The organism is Streptomyces sp. IBSBF 2435 (assembly GCF_036815005.1).
Lineage (GTDB): Bacteria > Actinomycetota > Actinomycetes > Streptomycetales > Streptomycetaceae > Actinacidiphila.
On sequence record NZ_JAJSYW010000166.1, the window covers coordinates 1 to 16,065 of the forward strand.

At 74.0% G+C, this 16,065-nt stretch carries 17 protein-coding genes; 12 read left to right on the forward strand and 5 right to left on the reverse strand.

The window, feature by feature from the left end; genetic code table 11:
• Window positions 1-256: 256 nt before the first annotated feature.
• Window positions 257-712: a MarR family winged helix-turn-helix transcriptional regulator gene (locus V7E46_RS26110; protein ID WP_333770689.1), complete on the reverse strand. Its 456-nt coding sequence runs from the start codon at window positions 710-712 to the stop codon at window positions 257-259.
• A gap of 95 nt (window positions 713-807) precedes the next feature.
• Here V7E46_RS26110 and V7E46_RS26115 point away from each other — a divergent pair, with 95 nt between their 5' ends.
• From V7E46_RS26115 to V7E46_RS26135, 5 genes are all read left to right on the forward strand, one after another.
• Window positions 808-1,665, forward strand: coding sequence for a haloalkane dehalogenase (locus V7E46_RS26115; RefSeq protein ID WP_333770690.1), 858 nt, complete (start codon window positions 808-810; stop codon window positions 1,663-1,665).
• Between the two features lie 117 nt (window positions 1,666-1,782).
• Entirely contained in the window at window positions 1,783-2,418 is a 636-nt protein-coding gene (locus V7E46_RS26120) for a GNAT family N-acetyltransferase (RefSeq protein ID WP_333770691.1), read from the forward strand.
• A gap of 226 nt (window positions 2,419-2,644) precedes the next feature.
• Window positions 2,645-2,848, forward strand: a complete 204-nt coding sequence (locus V7E46_RS26125; RefSeq protein ID WP_333770692.1) for a hypothetical protein — start codon at window positions 2,645-2,647, stop codon at window positions 2,846-2,848.
• Window positions 2,849-3,054: 206 nt separating this feature from the next.
• Complete coding sequence (locus V7E46_RS26130) at window positions 3,055-3,765, forward strand: TetR/AcrR family transcriptional regulator (protein ID WP_443054352.1); 711 nt, start codon at window positions 3,055-3,057, stop codon at window positions 3,763-3,765.
• Window positions 3,766-3,855: 90 nt separating this feature from the next.
• Window positions 3,856-5,382 (forward strand): MFS transporter, encoded by a 1,527-nt coding sequence (locus V7E46_RS26135; protein WP_333770704.1) that lies wholly within the window; start codon window positions 3,856-3,858, stop codon window positions 5,380-5,382.
• 142 nt (window positions 5,383-5,524) lie between these two features.
• Here V7E46_RS26135 and V7E46_RS26140 read toward each other — a convergent pair whose 3' ends face one another.
• Window positions 5,525-5,803 carry a UTRA domain-containing protein gene (locus V7E46_RS26140; RefSeq protein WP_333770694.1) on the reverse strand — a complete coding sequence of 93 codons (279 nt, stop codon included), beginning with the start codon at window positions 5,801-5,803 and terminating at the stop codon, window positions 5,525-5,527.
• 219 nt (window positions 5,804-6,022) lie between these two features.
• Between V7E46_RS26140 and V7E46_RS26145 the strand changes: the two genes are divergently transcribed.
• The 5 genes from V7E46_RS26145 to V7E46_RS26165 all read left to right on the forward strand — a co-directional run bounded on the left by V7E46_RS26145 (window position 6,023) and on the right by V7E46_RS26165 (window position 11,443).
• The gene (locus V7E46_RS26145) at window positions 6,023-6,982 is read left to right on the forward strand and encodes an STM4015 family protein (RefSeq protein WP_333770695.1); all 960 of its coding nucleotides are present in this window, start codon (window positions 6,023-6,025) and stop codon (window positions 6,980-6,982) included.
• The gene (locus V7E46_RS26150) at window positions 6,979-8,100 is read left to right on the forward strand and encodes an STM4014 family protein (protein WP_333770696.1); all 1,122 of its coding nucleotides are present in this window, start codon (window positions 6,979-6,981) and stop codon (window positions 8,098-8,100) included. Before V7E46_RS26145 ends, V7E46_RS26150 begins: the two co-directional genes overlap by 4 nt.
• Before the next feature lie 148 nt (window positions 8,101-8,248).
• The gene (locus tag V7E46_RS26155) at window positions 8,249-9,166 is read left to right on the forward strand and encodes an STM4013/SEN3800 family hydrolase (RefSeq protein WP_333770705.1); all 918 of its coding nucleotides are present in this window, start codon (window positions 8,249-8,251) and stop codon (window positions 9,164-9,166) included.
• Entirely contained in the window at window positions 9,163-10,563 is a 1,401-nt protein-coding gene (locus tag V7E46_RS26160) for an STM4012 family radical SAM protein (RefSeq protein WP_333770697.1), read from the forward strand. The genes V7E46_RS26155 and V7E46_RS26160 overlap by 4 nt, the downstream gene beginning before the upstream one ends.
• Window positions 10,564-10,573: 10 nt before the next feature.
• Window positions 10,574-11,443, forward strand: a complete 870-nt coding sequence (locus tag V7E46_RS26165; protein WP_333770698.1) for an STM4011 family radical SAM protein — start codon at window positions 10,574-10,576, stop codon at window positions 11,441-11,443.
• A 56-nt stretch (window positions 11,444-11,499) separates the two neighbouring features.
• Here V7E46_RS26165 and V7E46_RS26170 read toward each other — a convergent pair whose 3' ends face one another.
• Window positions 11,500-12,678, reverse strand: a complete 1,179-nt coding sequence (locus V7E46_RS26170; protein ID WP_333770699.1) for a UDP-N-acetylglucosamine--N-acetylmuramyl-(pentapeptide) pyrophosphoryl-undecaprenol N-acetylglucosamine transferase — start codon at window positions 12,676-12,678, stop codon at window positions 11,500-11,502.
• A gap of 91 nt (window positions 12,679-12,769) precedes the next feature.
• Entirely contained in the window at window positions 12,770-13,027 is a 258-nt protein-coding gene (locus V7E46_RS26175; RefSeq protein ID WP_333770700.1) for a helix-turn-helix domain-containing protein, read from the reverse strand.
• Window positions 13,028-13,228: 201 nt separating this feature from the next.
• On the opposite strand from V7E46_RS26175, the gene V7E46_RS26180 reads away from it, so the two are divergent.
• Window positions 13,229-13,723, forward strand: a complete 495-nt coding sequence (locus V7E46_RS26180) for a hypothetical protein (RefSeq protein ID WP_333770701.1) — start codon at window positions 13,229-13,231, stop codon at window positions 13,721-13,723.
• An 882-nt stretch (window positions 13,724-14,605) separates the two neighbouring features.
• On the opposite strand, the gene V7E46_RS26185 is transcribed toward V7E46_RS26180, so the two are convergent.
• Entirely contained in the window at window positions 14,606-14,764 is a 159-nt protein-coding gene (locus tag V7E46_RS26185) for a hypothetical protein (protein WP_333770702.1), read from the reverse strand.
• 454 nt (window positions 14,765-15,218) lie between these two features.
• Between V7E46_RS26185 and V7E46_RS26190 the strand changes: the two genes are divergently transcribed.
• The gene (locus V7E46_RS26190) at window positions 15,219-15,542 is read left to right on the forward strand and encodes a hypothetical protein (RefSeq protein ID WP_333770703.1); all 324 of its coding nucleotides are present in this window, start codon (window positions 15,219-15,221) and stop codon (window positions 15,540-15,542) included.
• Window positions 15,543-16,065 lie beyond the last annotated feature (523 nt).

The following is a 16,065-nucleotide window of genomic DNA, read 5'->3' on the forward strand; positions in this document are numbered from 1 at the left end:
GTCGAGGACGACGGGTGCGGGCTCGGTGCGCAGCGGCGGCGGCCCCCCGGCCAGCGCCCCGCCCCACCGCGGCGCCCGGTCGGCGTCACTGATCACCTCGGCCCCGCCCTGGTCGGGACCTCCCGTCATTTCCGGCTCCGATATCACGGCTGCTCCTCGCGATGGCGTCGGCGCCGCGCGTAAGCGGAAGCGGAACCGGCGGCGTACGACCGACCGTACGCCGAACTCCCGGCAGTCCGAACGGGTGCGGACGCGATCACATGCCGTCGCCGTGGTGGGCGGCCAGCACGGTCAGCAGCCGGACGAGCTCGTCGCGCTCGGCCGCGCCGAGCGGAGCGAGCAACTCGCCCTGGAGGGTCGCGATCAGGCCATCGAGCGTGTCGAGCCTGCGGCGGCCCTGAGCGGTGATCGTGATGACGTTGCGCCGCCGGTCCGCGCGGTCCGGGGCGCGCTCGACGTAGCCGCCGTCGGCGAGTTCGTTGAGCACCGTGACCATGTCGCTGCGGTAGATCCTGGCACGCCGGCTCAACTCCGCCTGGCTGGCCGGGCCGTGCTCCTGCAACGCGGCGAGCACCGCGTAATGCCACTTGCGGGCGCCGACCGCCGCCAGACCCTCGCCGACCAGCCGCTCGCTGTGCACGGCGGCCTGCGCGAGCAGCCGGCTCGGCAGGGTGCTCAGCCGGCCGGGAGTGGGGCGGGGGGCGTCGGTCATGGCGGGGAGTGTAGTCCGTTGCGTTAGTAACCCTAACGATGTACGTTCGTTAGTAGCCCTAACATTCGTGCCACTAACCTTTTCCGGAGGCCTCCGTGCCCGCGATCGACGTACTCGACTCGACGCTCCACTACGAGGAGACCGGCAGCGGCGCGCCCGTCGTCCTGCTGCACGGCAACCCCGGCACGTCCCGCGTGTGGCGCAATGTCGCCCCCGGGCTCGGCGCCGGCCGCATCCTCGCGCCCGACCTCATCGGCATGGGCCGCTCGGGCAAACCCGACATCCCGTACTCCTTCGCCGACCACGCCCGCTACCTCGACGCCTGGTTCGACGCGCTCGGCCTCGACCGGGTGGTCCTGGTCGGCCACGACTGGGGCGGGGCGCTGGCCTTCGACTGGGCCGCCCGGCATCCCGGCCGGGTCGCGGGCATCGCCTTCTTCGAGACCATCGTCAGGCCGCTGAGCGGCGACGACCTCACCCCCCAGGCCCGCGAGCGCACCCGGCTGATGCGCACCCCCGGCCGCGGCGAGGAGATGATCGCCGGCGACAACCCGCTGGTGCGGACCGCCTACACCGGCGGCGTCCGCACCCCGCTGCCCGAGGCCGAACTCGCCGCGTACCTCGCCCCCTACCCCACGGTGGAGAGCCGCCGCCCGCTGCTGGCCTGGGCCCGCCAGATGCCGGTCGACGGCGAGCCCGCCGAGGTCGTCGCCCGCGTCGAGTCCTACGGGACCTGGCTGGCCACCTCCCCCGACGTCCCCAAACTCCTCCTCACCTTCACCGACTCCCCCACCCTCCTGATGGCCGCCCCCGTCGTGACCTGGTGCACCACCCACATCGCCGCCCTCACCACCGCCGTCTACGGCCCGGCCGGCCACCACGCGGCCGAGGACCGCCCCACCGAGATCGCGGCGGCGATCGCACGGTGGGCCGACGCCCATGCGCTGCGCTGAGCCCGGCCGGTGCCGGGGCGCGCGGAGGGTCGGCGGCTCGCCCTGAGCGAGCTTGCCGGGCGCCGGGCGCCGCTCCGAAGGGGGGCGGCCGAGGGGGGCGGATTACGATGCGGCGGTATGGGGCGCGCGTTGGGGGAGATTCTGGAGGCCGTCGCTGGTGGGGCGTTTCCGCCGGCGGATGGCGGGACGACCGTGGTGGGGCAGCCGGGGGTGCGGGACGCCGGGGTGATCGCGTTCACGGCGCACTCGGTGGTCTTCACCGACGAGGATCCGGCGTGGGTGCGGGCGCAATTGGCCGCGGCGGACTGCGACGCGCTGGCCGCCGCGATGAATCCGCGGTTCCTGGCCGCGCTGCTCGAACGGTCGGGCCGGCGGACGGACACCGTCGACCTGCTGACCGTGGCACCGCCGCTGAGCGGTGAACCGCCGCTGCCGCTGCGGGAGGTCGAGGATCCCGGACACCCCCGGGTGGTCCGCGCGCTGGGGCGGCGCGACGACGTACGGGTGTGGGCCGCGGACGGCGGCCTGCTCGTGCTGGGCCGCGGGGTCGCCGGGCGCTGGGAGGCCGCCGTCGAGGTCGAGGAGGACGCCCGCCACCGCGGCCTCGGCCGCGCCCTGGCGACCGCTGCCCGCCACCTCGTGCCAGGACCCGTCTGGGCCCAGCAGGCGACCGGCAACGCCCGCAGCATCCGCGCCTTCCAGGCCGCGGGCTTCCGCCCGGTCGGCGCGGAGTCGCTGCACATGCTGCCGTAGGAGCCGCGCCGCCGGCCGCACAGAGGCGGGGGCGTCCGGCGTCCAGCCGCGGGTCCGCGCCCTCATGGTTCGCGGCAGCGTCCGCCGACTGTTCGGGTGCGGCCGGCGGGTCTGCGGCCTGCGGTTCTACGGTGACCGGGGTCACATCGTCTTTCTGCTCGTCCGGGTAGACCGGGAAGGGACGCCCGGGCGTATGCGGGGGAGGGTGAGGAAGGGACCGGGAGCCGTGCGTGACCGCTCGTGGCGGCTGGGGACGTCGTACTGGTACATGTCCATTCCGCGGGCCTCGCTGCTGTGGTGGCCGCTGTGGACGGTGGCGGCCGGCTGGACCCTGCGGCGGCCCCGGCTGCCTACGGCGTACGCGGCGGTGGCCGCGCCGCTGATGACGGTGCTGACCGTGGCCTTCACCGCGGGGCGGTGGGCGGGCTGACCGGGCCGACACCGAACGAGTGACGCAGGTCACCTTCCGAGGTCGAAATAACCGGGGACTCCCTCCCCGTTACATGCACGTGAATGAAAAACCGGGGATCCATTCCCCGGTTACCGTGCCGGCCGTCGAGAGGAGTGACCACGGTGACCACTGTCGCTGACACAGCCGCAGCAGTCTGCGCAGCCGACGTACCCGGCGCGGCTGACCTGGCCGAGGCATCCGACGCGGCCCGCGCGGCCGACACCAGGGAGCCGACCGCGGCCCGGACGCACCGGACCCGCGCCGACGCCCTGCGCAACCGGGAGCGGATCGTCGCGGCGGCACGCGACACCTTCGTCGAGTACGGGCCCGACGCCCCGCTCGACGAGATCGCCCGGCGCGCGGGCATCGGCAATGCCACGCTCTACCGGCACTTCGCCGACCGCCGGGCACTGGCGCACGCCGTCATGCTGTCCGTCGTCACCCGCACCGCGGACCGCGCGGCGGCCGAGGCCGCGGTGGCTGCCGCGGGCGGCGACCCGCGCGCCGCACTCGGCCGCTTCGCGCACACCGCCGTGGACGAGAACATCGGCGCCCTGTGCGGACTGCTCGTCAACGGTGACGACAGCCGCTCCGCGCAGATCGGCGTCCAGACCGCACGCCTCGAAACCGCGCTCGACGAGCTGATGGAACGGGCCAGGACGGACGGCCGGCTGCGGTCCGACGTGACCCGCAACGATTTGATGGTCGCCATCTCCCGGCTCACCCGCCCGCTGCCCGGCATCGACTGCACGGGCCTCGACCTCCACCGCCACCTGCAGCTCTTCCTCGACGGCCTCAGGACCCCGTACCCCGGATACCCCGGGCACGCCGAGTACCCGACGCACCCCGAGCAACCCGACCACGAAACGGGCGGCGCGACGGCGCGCACCCCGTAAGAGCCCGGCGGCCCCGCCAGGAAACCCGGCTCCCGCGACCTCCTTTTTGTGCCTACGCGTACCGAAGTGGATACCTCCATGTCTCAAGCGATGTCCGCCACCGCCAAAGCGGGACTTCCCGATCCCCGCCGCTGGAAAGCGCTGGTCTTCATCTCCCTCGCCCAGTTGATGGTCGTGCTCGACTCGACCATCGTGAACATCGCGCTGCCGAGCGCACAGCACGACCTCGGCATCTCCGACGCGAACAAGCAGTGGGTCATCACGGCCTACGCCCTCGCCTTCGGCGGACTGCTGCTCTTCGGCGGCCGGATCGCCGACCTGTGGGGCCGGAAGCGCACCTTTGTCACCGGTCTGACCGGTTTCGCGCTCGCCTCCGCGATCGGCGGTGTCGCCGGCAACGAGGCGATGCTGCTCGGCTCGCGCGCCGCACAGGGCGCCTTCGGCGCGCTGCTCGCGCCCGCGGCCCTGTCACTGCTCGCGGTGACCTTCACCGACGCCAAGGAGCGGGCCAAGGCCTTCGGCGTCTTCGGCGCCATCGCGGGCGGCGGCGGCGCGGTCGGGCTGCTGCTCGGCGGCGTACTGACCGAATACCTCAACTGGCGCTGGACCTTCTTCGCCAACATCCCCTTCGCGGTGATCGCCGCCCTGGGCGCGTACTTCGTGATCCGCGAGCCCGCGGAGGGCCGCAACCGCTCCCCGCTGGACATCCCCGGTGTGGTCCTGTCCACGCTCGGCCTGGTCTCGCTGGTCTACGGCTTCACGCGCGCCGAGACCGCCGGCTGGTCGGCCGCGTCCACGATCGGCCTGTTCGTCGCGGCCGTGGTACTGCTCGCCGCGTTCGGCCTGGTCGAGTCGAAGGTGCGGACCCCGCTGCTGCCGATGCGGGTGGTCACCGACCGCAACCGCGGCGGTACGTACCTCTCGCTTGGACTGGCCATCATCGGCCTGTTCGGGGTCTTCCTCTTCCTGACCTACTACCTCCAGGTCGTCCAGGGCTACTCCGCGATCAGGACCGGCTTCGCCTTCCTGCCGATGGTCACCGCCTTCGTCGTGGGGTCCACCCAGATCGGCGCCCGGCTGGTCAACCGGCTGCCGGCCCGCGCCCTGATGGCGCCCGGCTTCGCCCTGGCCGCGGTCGCGATGCTGCTGCTGACCCGGCTCGGCGTCGGCTCGTCCTACCCGGGCGTGATCCTGCCGGGTCTGGTGCTGCTGGGCCTGGGCATGGGTACGGCCTTCATGCCGGCCATGTCGCTGGCCACCACCGGGGTGCAGCCGCGTGACGCGGGTGTCGCCTCCGCGATGGTCAACACCTCGCAGCAGGTCGGCGGTGCGATCGGCACGGCGCTGCTGAACACGATCGCCGCGTCGGCGACCACCGGCTACCTGGCCACCCACGCGGCGGGCGCCGGCGGCGCGAAGCTGCTCCAAGCCCGCAGCCTGGTGCACGGCTACACCCACGCGATCTGGTGGGCCGTCGCCATCGAGGCCGTCGCCGCGCTGATCGCCCTGACCTTCGTCACCGCCGGCCGCCCGAGCACGGTGAGGGTCGCCTCCAGCACGGACACGGACGCCACGTCGGAGCCCGACCAGGCATCCGTCCCGGTCGTCCTGCACTGACCGCCCCACTCCCCACCCCCGTGGGGGGCCCCCCCCCCCCCGGGGGGGCCGCCCCCCTCGCCGACGTCTACGCCGACGGGCAGCCGCGGCCACCGGCCGCTCAGTCCGCCGGCGCCGTGGGCCATATGCGTACTCCCCGGCCCTACTCGACGGGGGCGTTGTATTGCGGCCCGTTCCCATCGGCCCGCATGACGAAGCGCGTCACCTCGTACGCTTCGCCGTCCTGCGCGATGCTCCAGGGGATCCAGGTCGTCACCCGGTAGACCGGATCGTCGTCGGCATAGCAGACGTTCTCCCTGCGCAGCAGCGATTTCTCACCCACGGGAACCTTGAGCTTCCGCGCGATGTCCGGATCCGGCCGCACCCGCTCGATGCCGAGGCCTTGGAAGCGCCCGCGCTTGAAGCCGACCGTATCGACCATGAGGTACGCCCGAGGCTCGTCGCCGCGTGCAGCGACTGGACGGCTCGGCACTCCGGTTCGCCCGGGCGGCGCGGCGGAAAGGGCGGGCGGCGTTCGTGGCCGACCCCGGGTGGGGCCTCGTGGTGTACCCGGTCGGGGGGATGTCAGTGGGCGTTGGTAGAAATCGTCCTATCGAGCCGTCCGCCCCGAACGAGCCGTCCGCGTCAGGAGATCAGCGACATGTCCGCCGTAGAGCACTTGAAGGAACTGCACGGCCTGCCCGTCTTCGACTTTCCCGCGCAGGGGGAGGACGCGTCGGGGCTGCCGGAGGCCGGGGCGGTGGCGTGGCGGCTGGCCGTCGATCCGTGGGGGGAAGGTCCCCAGGAGACGTACGAGCAGTTGTGGCAGCGCTTCCTCGGCGCGGTCGGGCCCGCCGGGGTGCGGGCGGTCGTCGTCGGCGCGTGGGGCGAGGTCTACGAGGACAGTTCCGGCGCGGCGATCCGGCTGCTGGTCGACGCGCGTGAGCAGCTGACCGGCCTGGCGGCGGTCTTCGTCGGCGACCTGGTGATGGAGGAGTCGGAGATCTCCTGGATCACCCAGAGCGATGTGACACCGCTGCTCGCCGCGTATCCGCGGTTGCGCGAGCTGGGTGTCAGGGGCGGCACCGGCCTGGCCCTCACCGCCGTACGGCACGAGCACCTGCGGACGCTGGCCATCGAGGCGGGCGGGCTGCCCGCGCACGTGGTGCAGGCGGTCGCCGCGTGCGACCTGCCCGCGCTGGAGTTCCTGGAGCTGTGGCTCGGCGTGGACGGCTACGGCGGCGACGCGACCGTCGCCGACCTCGCCCCGATCCTCACCGGCGAGCGCCTGCCCGCGCTGCGGCACCTGGGCCTGCGCAACAGCGAGATCCAGGACGGGATAGCCGCCGCGCTCGCCGCCGCGCCGATCGTCGCCCGGCTCAAGTCGCTCGACCTGTCGCTCGGCGTGCTCACCGACGAGGGCGCGGCGGCGCTGCTGGCCGGCCAGCCGCTCACCCACCTGTCCTGGCTCGACCTGCACCACAACTTCGTCGGCGACGACGTCGCCCAGCGGGTGCGGGACGCGCTGGAGCCGGCCGGCGTCGAGGTCGACCTCGACGAGCGCGGTGACGAGTACGAGGACGACGGGGACGTCCACCGCTACACCGCGGTGGGGGAGTGACCGGCGCCTCCCGCGTGCGCTTCGCCGTGGTCGGCAACCCGGACAACCGCCGCGTGGCACTGTTCGCCGACGCCGTACGCGCCGCCGGGCTGCCCGCGCCCCGGGTGCTGGCCTGGCGGGACGTCCTGCGCGGACAGTCCGGGTTCCGGCCGGGCGAGGTCGTACGGATCGACTCGCCCGGCGAGGACCCGCGGGTCGACTCGCTGCTGCGCGGCCCCGGCGACCCGACCCGGGTGGAGGGCGGCGCCCGGTGGTACGCGCGGTTCACCGCGGTGGTCGCCGAACTGGCCGGGGCCGCGGTGGGCGCCGGGGCGCGGCTGCTGGACGACCCGGCGGACATTGCCGTGATGTTCGACAAGCGGCGCTGCCACGCCCGGCTCGCCGCGGCCGGCGTCCCCGTACCGTGGGCCGCAGGCACCCCGCGGTCGCCGGTGACCGGCTGGGACGACCTCGGGGCGCGGCTGGCCGCGGCCCGGGTGCCGCGCGCCTTCGTCAAGCCCGCGCACGGCTCGTCGGCGTCGGGCGTGGTGGCGCTGGCGCTCGGCGGAGCGGGCCGGGTGAAGGCGGTGACGTCGGTGGAGACCGCCCCCGGCGGAGGGCTGTTCAATTCGCTGCGGGTCCGCGAATACCGCGCGGAGCGGGAAGTGGCCGCGCTGATCGACGCCTTGGCCCCCGACGGGCTGCACGTCGAGCGCTGGCTGCCCAAGGCGGCGCTCGACGGCCGGGTGTGCGACCTGCGGGTGGTCGTGGTCGGCGGCAGGGCCACGCACGCGGTCGCCCGCACCAGCAGGCACCCCATGACCAACCTCCACCTCGGCGGTGCCCGGGGCGACTTGACCCGGCTGCGGGCCGCGGTGGCCGCCGCGGGCGGAAGCTGGGCCGCCGCGGTGGCCGCCGCCGAGGGCGCCGCCGCGTGCTTCCCCGGCACCTTGTGCGTCGGCGTCGACGTGCTGCCCGCGGCGGACTGGCGCCGCTTCGCCGTCGCCGAGGTCAACGCCTTCGGCGACCTCCTCCCCCGCCTGACCGGCCTCCCGGCGAGCGGCGCGGAAGGCCTGGACACCTACGCCGCCCAGGTCGCGGCGGTCCTGCGCGGGGAGGCCGCCGATGCCGCGGCCTGAGCAGCCGAACGCAGCCCCGGTACGGGCTGGCGCCGCCCCCGTACGGGCTCAGGGAACCGCCCCGGCCGGGGACGCCCCCGGCCGCGCGCAGGCGCCACGCAGCGGCCCGCCGTCCCCCGTGGCCGCGCCCGGCGAACCCGCGCTCGACATGAACCGGGTCATCGGCAGTCACGACCTGCTGCTCGTCACGCTCGACACGCTCCGCTACGACGTCGCCGCCGAACTGGCCGCGGACGGGCGGCTGCCGAATCTGGCGGCGCACCTGCCGGGCGGGAGGTGGGAGGAGCGGCACGCGCCGGGGAGCTTCACCTATGCGTCGCATCAGGCGATCTTCGCCGGGTTCCTGCCCACACCCGCCGCCCCCGGAGCGCATCCGCGGCTGTTCGCCGCGCGGTTCGCGGGGAGCGAGACGACGGCGGGCGGCACCTGGGTCTTCGACGCGCCGAACCTGGCGGCGGGCCTCGCGGCGGTCGGCTACCGCACCGCCTGCGTCGGCGGGGTCGGCTTCTTCAACAAGCAGGGCGCCCTCGGGTCGGTGCTGCCGGGGCTGTTCCAGGAGAGCCACTGGGAACCGGAGTTCGGGGTGGCGTCACCGACGTCCTTCGCCTCGCAGGTGGACCGCGCCGAGCGGGTCGTCGCGCGCACCCCGCGCCACCAGCCGCTGTTCCTGTTCGTCAACGTCGCCGCGCTGCACCAGCCCAACTGGTTCCATCTGCCCGGCGCCACGCGTGAGTCGGGCGACACCCGGGCCAGCCACGCCGCCGCGCTGGAGTACGTCGACCGGCACATCGGCCGGCTCTTCGCGGCGGCGAGCAGCCGCCGCCGCTGCTTCGCGGTCGTGTGCTCCGACCACGGCACCGCGTACGGCGAGGACGGCCACACCGGCCACCGGATCGGCCACGAGACCGTATGGACCGTGCCGTACGCCCACTTCTTCCTGGAGTCCGCGGAGACCCGGGAGTCTCCGAAGCCCTCGAAGGTCCCGGCATCCCCGGCGCCCTCGGGGTCCCGGGAACCCTCGGGGCAGCCGAAGTCCCTGAACTCCCCGGAGGCACCGGCCAGATGACCGTCCTGGACACACCGGCCGACGCCCCGCCGCGGCCGTATCAGAGCTACGTCTACGCCTATCCGCACAAGACCGCCTACGGCCGGCTGCGTCCGCGCCCCGCGCTGCGGGACCTGTGGGCCGGCGAGCCCAAGGACTCGCTGGCGCTGTATCTGCACATCCCGTTCTGCGAGGTGCGCTGCGGCTTCTGCAACCTCTTCACCCGGATCGGCGCCCCCGAGGGCCTGGTAGCGGGCTATCTCGACGCGCTGGAACGCCAGGCGGCGGCCGTACGGGACGCGCTCGGCGACGGGACGGCGCCGCGCTTCACCGCGGCGGCCTTCGGCGGCGGTACCCCGACCTTCCTCGAACCGGCCGAGCTGGAGCGGCTGTTCGACATCGCCGAGCACCGCATGGGCGCCGACCTGCGTGCGGTGCCGCTGTCGGTCGAGGCGTCGCCCGCGACCGCGACCGCCGACCGGCTCGCGGTGCTCGCCGCACGCGGCACCACCCGGCTGAGCCTGGGCGTCCAGACCTTCGACGCGGCCGAGGCCCGCGCGGCGGTCCGCCCCAAGCAACAACGGTCCGAGGTCGAGGCGGCGTTGGGGCGGATACGCGAGGCCGGCTTCCCGGTGCTCAACATCGACCTGATCTACGGCATCGACGGCCAGACGGAGCGCTCCTGGCGCTCCTCGCTGGACGCGGCCCTGGCCTGGCGCCCGGAGGAGCTGTATCTCTACCCGCTCTACGTCCGCCCGCTGACCGGCCTGCACCGGCTGGACTCCACGCTGACGGAGGCCGGTTGGGACGAGCAGCGGCTGCGGCTGTACCGGGCGGGCCGCGACCTGCTGCTCGGCAGCGGCTACGAGCAGGTGTCGATGCGGATGTTCCGCAGGCGGGGCGGCCCGCACCCGGGCGCCGACGCCGGCCCAGGTACAGGCGCAGGCGCAGGCGCAGGCGCCGATCACGCGTGCCAGACCGACGGCATGATCGGCCTCGGCTGCGGCGCCCGTTCGTACACCGCCGCGCTGCACTACAGCTTCGACTACGCCGTCGGGCCGGGCGAGGTCCGGGCGATCATCGACGACTATGTGGCCCGCCCCGCAGCGGACTTCGGCCACGCCGACTTCGGCCGGGCGATCGGCGGCGGCGAGGCCCGCCGCCGCCATCTGCTCCAATCGCTGCTCCAGGCGCAGGGCATGCCGGTGGCCGACTACACCGCCCGCTTCGGCCGCCGCCCCGAGGACGACTTCGGGCCGGAACTCGCCCTCTTCGGCGCCCGCGGCTGGCTGGACGCGGCGGCGGGTCCCGACCTGCTGCGGCTCTCACCGGAGGGACTGGCCCATTCCGACGCGGTGGGGCCGGAGTTGTTCTCACCCGCGGTGCGGGCCGCGATGGCCGCCTACGACGCGAAGTGAGGGTGCGGCCGTGGATCTGACCGTCCTCTACCGGGGTCCGCTGGCCTCCTGCGACTTCGACTGCCCCTACTGCCCTTTCGCCAAGCGTCGCGACAGCCGCGAGCAACTGGCCGCCGACCGGGCCGCGTTGGCGCGGTTCGCGGACTGGGCCGGGCAGCAGACCGGCGACCGCCTCTCGATCCTGTTCACCCCGTGGGGCGAGGCGATGGTCAGGTCCTGGTACCGCAGGACGCTCGCCGAGCTGAGCCGGCTGCCGCACATCCGGCGGGTGGCGATACAGACCAACCTGGGCGCCCGTACGAACTGGCTGGACGACGCCGACCTGGACACCGTCGCCCTGTGGTGCACCTACCACCCCGACCAGGTGCCGTACGAGCGCTTCCGCGCCGCCTGCCGCGACCTGGCGGCGCGCGGGGTCCGGCACAGCGTCGGCGTGGTCGGGCTGCCGGAACACCTCGACGCGGCCCGCCGGTTGCGCGCGGACCTGCCGGAGCACGTGTACCTGTGGGTCAACGCGGCGGAGGGCCGTACGTACACCGACGCCGAGGCGGACCGGTGGACCGCGCTCGACCCGCTCTTCCCGTACAGCAGGCACCCGCACCGCAGCGCAGGACTGCCGTGCCGCACCGGCGAGTCGGTGATCTCGGTCGACGGCGGGGGCACGGTGCGGCGCTGCCATTTCGTGCGGGCGGAGCTGGGCAACCTCTACGACGGCAGCTACCGGGCGGCGTTGCGCCCGCGGGCCTGCCCGCTGGCGGTGTGCGACTGCCACATCGGCTACGTCCACCTGGAGACACTGCCGCTCTACGACACCTTCGCGGGCGGCGTCCTGGAACGCGTCCCGGCCGCCGCCGCCCCACCGGCCGGCCCCAGCCGCTGACGTCCGGGCGGGGGCAGGTCCCGGGCGGGCGGCGGCTCACCCGGACGCGGGGCGGCTCACCCGGAGGAGGCGGCGGAGAGGATGACGTCCACGAGTCGCTCGGCCGCGTCCGGGCGGCCGTGGGCGCGGGAGCGCTGGGCCATCGCGGCCCGCCGTGCCGGGTCGGACAGCAGCGGGTCGGCAGCGGCGCGCAGCGTGTCGGCGGTGACCTCGCCGAGCAGGGCGACGGCGGCGCCGGACTCCTCCAGGTGGCGGGCGTTGTGCGCCTGCTCGTTCCCGGCCGAGGAGGCGAGTGGGACGAAGATCGCCGGCTTGCCCAGCGCGGTCAGCTCCGCGAGGGTGCCGGCCCCGCTCCGGGAGATCACCACGTCGGCGAGCGCCAGAACGTCGGGCAGTTCCGGGCCGACGAAACCGGTCACGTAGTAGCGGGCCGCCTGCCCCGGGTGGAGGCCGGCCGCGCGCCGGCGCAATTCCGCGACATTGTCGGGGCCGCACTGGTGCACGACGTTCGCGCGCTCCAGCAGCCACGGAAGCGCGCCGCTCACCACCTCGTTGATCTGCTGCGCGCCCTGTGCGCCGCCCGTGACGTACACCGTCGGCAGGCGCCGGTCGAAGCCGCGCAGCTCCAGCGCCTCGATCGCCTTGTCCGCGTGGCCGGCGAGCACCGCGGGGCGGATCGGGTTGCCCGTCACGACGGCGAGTTTGCGCGCCGCCTCGGGCAGGAGCAGCAGCGACGACTCCGAGGAGACCGCGATGCGCGTCGCCGAGCCGGCGAGCCGCCGGTTGGCCAGGCCGAGGCGCACGGTCTGCTCGTGGAGCACCAGGGGGCGGCGGCACATCCGGGCGGCCAGCCCGGCGGGGACGGCGACGTAACCGCCGGTGGCCAGGACGACGTCCGGGCCGAAGTCGGCGACGACCTTCCTGGCCTGCGCGATGCCGAGCGGTACGCGCGCCATGTCCCGCACGTTCGCGGGCGAGACCATCTTGAGCGGGTTGCTGGAGCGGCGGACCTTGCCCGTGGCGACCGTGGTGAAGGCGATGCCCTCGGTCCGGGCGACCCGGGCCTCAAGACCCTGCTCCGTGCCGATCCACAGCACGTCCAGCGCGCGGCCGTCGGCGTTGAGCCGGGCCTGGAGCGTTCGGATCGCCGTCAGGGCGGGGTACGTGTGGCCGCCGGTGCCTCCGCCCGTGACGATCAGGCGGAAGGTACGCGGGGTTCGGTGATCGCTGTGCACCCGCGCACTTTAGTGGCTCCCGGCCGCTTCCGGCCGCCGGGGCCTCCGTCGCCAGGTCGCTCTGGCCGGCCGGCAGGTGCCGGGGGCGGCTTCAGTCGGCCGCGGGCGAGGCGCCGTCGGCGTGGCGCTTGCGCTCCAGGACGACGATCGGGCAGTTCAGGGCGTCGGCGATCTTGATGAGGTTGGCCGGGGTCGCGCTGCGCCAGCCGGATTCGATCTCGCCCATCAGCTGCTCGGAGATCCCGACGAGTTCGGCGAGGGCCCGCTTGGTGAAACCCGCCTTCTTGCGTGCCCAGGTGACCGCTTCGGGCTCCTGGTGAAGCCTGCTCGGTCGGGTGCGCGATGCCATGGGGAAAAAGTACCGCGTAGTACCGCGAAAAACAAGGTACTACTCCGAGACTACGCGAACGCCTAGCGCGTACTAGCGCGGTCTGCGCAGGTCGCGGTGGGTGAGAGTAGGCCAAATCCGGCGAAGGAGTGGACACTGGCTGCGTAGTTGTGCGAAGCTCACCCCATGACAGAGCCACCCATTGCTCCCCCTGAGGGTTTATTGATCAAGCGCGCCCAGGTGGCCGCCCGGCTTTCAGAGCGGGAGGCCGCGAAACGGGCCGGACTGAGCGAGGCCAGATGGCGGCAACTGGTCTCCGGTTTCCAGCTCGTCAGCCGCACGAAGGTGGCGGTTCGCAGCCCCGACGAGACGCTGGCGCGAATGGCCAGAGCGGTCGGCGTCACCGCCGAGCAACTGGAGGCGGCCGGCCGCGGCGGTGCCGCCAACACACTGCGGGACGCCGAGGCCGAAGCGGTACGGAACCGAGTCGGCTCGGCGCCAGGCCCCGACCCCACGACCGGCTCCGCCGCCACCCAGAGCCGGGTGGACGAACGCTGGGCTCTGGTCGAGGCCATCCTGGACCGGGCGCTGACCGGCCTGACCGAGCCGGAACACGCGGCACTGGCCGACCGCATCACGACGTATGCCGCCCAGCCGTCGGAGGCGGACGCGGGCGCGCAGCCTGCGGACGCGGGCGAGGCAGCGGAACACCGCTGACGCTTCCCCTGCCGGGGGGCGGTCGGCCGACCCGAGCGCGGCCGGCCCGAGCCTCCCGGCGGGGGCGGCAGCGTGGTCCGACACGGCCGGTGCGCCACCCGGCGGGGGCGGCCGGCCCGAGCCGGGCGAGCGGGGCCGCCCGGTGCCGAAGAGCGCGCCGGACCGGGCCGGACGGTGGCGGGGACTCCGCCGACCGCAGGTCGAACGCACCCGGCAGGGTGGGTGGCCTCGCGCGCCGCAGGCGGGTCGTGTCCAGAATGCGGACAGGTGGGAAACTCCGTGCCGGCGCGGTCGGCAGCCCGCTGGCGGAGCCGCTCCCCGGCAGGTCACAGCCGCCGTGCAACGGCCTCTGCACGTGCATCCGCAATTGCCGGGGCGACCGCGATATGTCACCCCCTGAGGCAATTTCGCAGGTCGGCCGGGACATCTTTCGCCTTGGCGGCCTGGAAGCAGGCCCGGCGGGCTGGCATCATGAAACACCGTTGGCCTCGATTTGGGGGTGTGAAAACGGAGTTCTGCCGTTCGGGCGACCCCGGACGGGTGACTTCATGGCATCTCGTCGTTGTGACCTCTGTCACAGCTCCCCCTTGCGGCCTGCGGTGATGGCAGTGCGTACGGCCCCTGCCCAACGCCGGTCCGCCCCGATCGTGTGGCGCATCGCGTGACGGAAAGGGCACTATGGGGACGAACCCCTCGTGACGTGACGCAGATCACAACCGCAGCGACCGCGCCGAGAGGCCGACGGACCGACTGCTCGACCGAAGATCGCGCAACGCAAGGAAGCGCCCCGCCCGTCCCCATGGTTGGCGCCTGAGACAGGGCGAAGCGCTTCCGGTCGCAAGATGTGGCCCCTACCGGGCAACCCCGGTGGGGGCCACACCGTTACAGGTGGCGGTCGATGAAGCCGGCGATGTCGATCAGGTCTCGGAAGAACCTCGCCATCGCCACGACAAACCGGCCGCTCGCACCGAACCATGGTTTGGCCGATGCCCACCACTGACGCTTCTTGCGACCCCCATCGCCCTGTTGGTGATCGGGCATGGAGGAAACTCCCTTCTGTCTGCGGAACGGAGACCACGCAGTCCGTGGACCCCCGGGGGGTCCACGTCGTGCTCGGGCGATATCCGGTGCAGAGTCAGGCAGCTGCGAGCCATGGTAGCCGTGCCGGAGAGCGAGTCGTGCGTAACACCGCGTAGTGCCCGCGGTTGAGGGAGTCCTCAACGGCAAGGCGAGCCGTACGACTTCGGCACCGGGGGCCGCCGTACGGCCATGGCCTGCGCGGACGAGCGCCACGCCGCCGCGCACGCCTGGCACGCGGTGCCGCAGATCTGGCAAGATTTTTCTGGCATATGCCAGAGACACCCTTCCGGGTGACCCTCGACACGGTGGCCGCCCAGCGCCGTCGGCGCCATGAAAACGGCCGCCCTCGTCGCGCGAGGGCGGGACCGCCACGGGCGGAACCAACTGGGTTCAGTGCGCCCTGAGTTGGAGACCCGTGGGTGGGTACGGGCGCCGGCTCGCCGTCGCCGCGGCGTCGGTCGGCGGGGAGATCGGCTTCCTGGAGGAGCGGCGGCCCGCCGGCCCCGACGCCGCGGTGCGCGGCCACGCGCTCAAGGCCTCGCTCCGGCTGCCGGTCGCCGATGCCGCGCTGGAGCGGACGATGGACGACGCGCCCGCCGCCGTGCGCCGGCAGATCGCCGCAGTCGTCATCGCGGGGGCGCACCGAGCTGGCCGAGCAGCTTCTGGCGTAGGGGAGTTGCGGGGTGACCGCGAGACCGCGGCGGCTGCGGGCCGCAGAAGGGCCGTTCGTGGCCGGTGACTTCGTGCTGCCCGGCGGCGCAACTGGCCTCCGTCGCGATCGTTTTCGCGCGGAGGCGGCGGTGCTGCCCCTCGCGCTCACGCGGGCGGGCTGTTCGCCGTCACCCTCACCCAGGCGGTGGGTAGACGCGACGGGTGGGCCGAGGGCGCTCGTGCGCGATTGCGCGGCCTGCGCGCGGATGGGCGGGCGGTGGTGACCGACCCGCCGTCCGGGCTGGGCGCGCAGCGGGGGTGCCACCTCCTGCGGCCGGGCGGCCGACCCGCCGTCCGGGCTGGGCGCGCAGTTCCCCGCGCCCCCAGGCGGGCGCCCCCTGCCGTGGCGGGCCGGCGTCACGGCCCCGCGCCCCCGGGTGCGTGGCCCCCGGCGCGGCTGCGGGGTGGTCAGGTCGGGCGGCTGGCCGTGAAGGTTGTGGTGGCCGCCAGGAGGAAGGCGTCGGGGCGGGTGAGGATGGACGCCGGGGCGGCCGGGGTGAGGAGCGCGTCGAGGGTGGTGAGGTCCTCCGGGGGGAGGGCCGCGCTCATGC

Coding starts and splice junctions, on each gene's coding strand:
- V7E46_RS26110 (WP_333770689.1), bottom strand. CDS start 712: ATGACCGACGCCCCCCGCCCCACTCCCGGCCGGCTGAGCACCCTGCCG.
- V7E46_RS26120 (WP_333770691.1), top strand. CDS start 1,783: ATGGGGCGCGCGTTGGGGGAGATTCTGGAGGCCGTCGCTGGTGGGGCG.
- V7E46_RS26135 (WP_333770704.1), top strand. CDS start 3,856: ATGTCCGCCACCGCCAAAGCGGGACTTCCCGATCCCCGCCGCTGGAAA.
- V7E46_RS26140 (WP_333770694.1), bottom strand. CDS start 5,803: ATGGTCGATACGGTCGGCTTCAAGCGCGGGCGCTTCCAAGGCCTCGGC.
- V7E46_RS26145 (WP_333770695.1), top strand. CDS start 6,023: ATGTCCGCCGTAGAGCACTTGAAGGAACTGCACGGCCTGCCCGTCTTC.
- V7E46_RS26155 (WP_333770705.1), top strand. CDS start 8,249: ATGAACCGGGTCATCGGCAGTCACGACCTGCTGCTCGTCACGCTCGAC.
- V7E46_RS26160 (WP_333770697.1), top strand. CDS start 9,163: ATGACCGTCCTGGACACACCGGCCGACGCCCCGCCGCGGCCGTATCAG.
- V7E46_RS26175 (WP_333770700.1), bottom strand. CDS start 13,027: ATGGCATCGCGCACCCGACCGAGCAGGCTTCACCAGGAGCCCGAAGCG.
- V7E46_RS26185 (WP_333770702.1), bottom strand. CDS start 14,764: ATGCCCGATCACCAACAGGGCGATGGGGGTCGCAAGAAGCGTCAGTGG.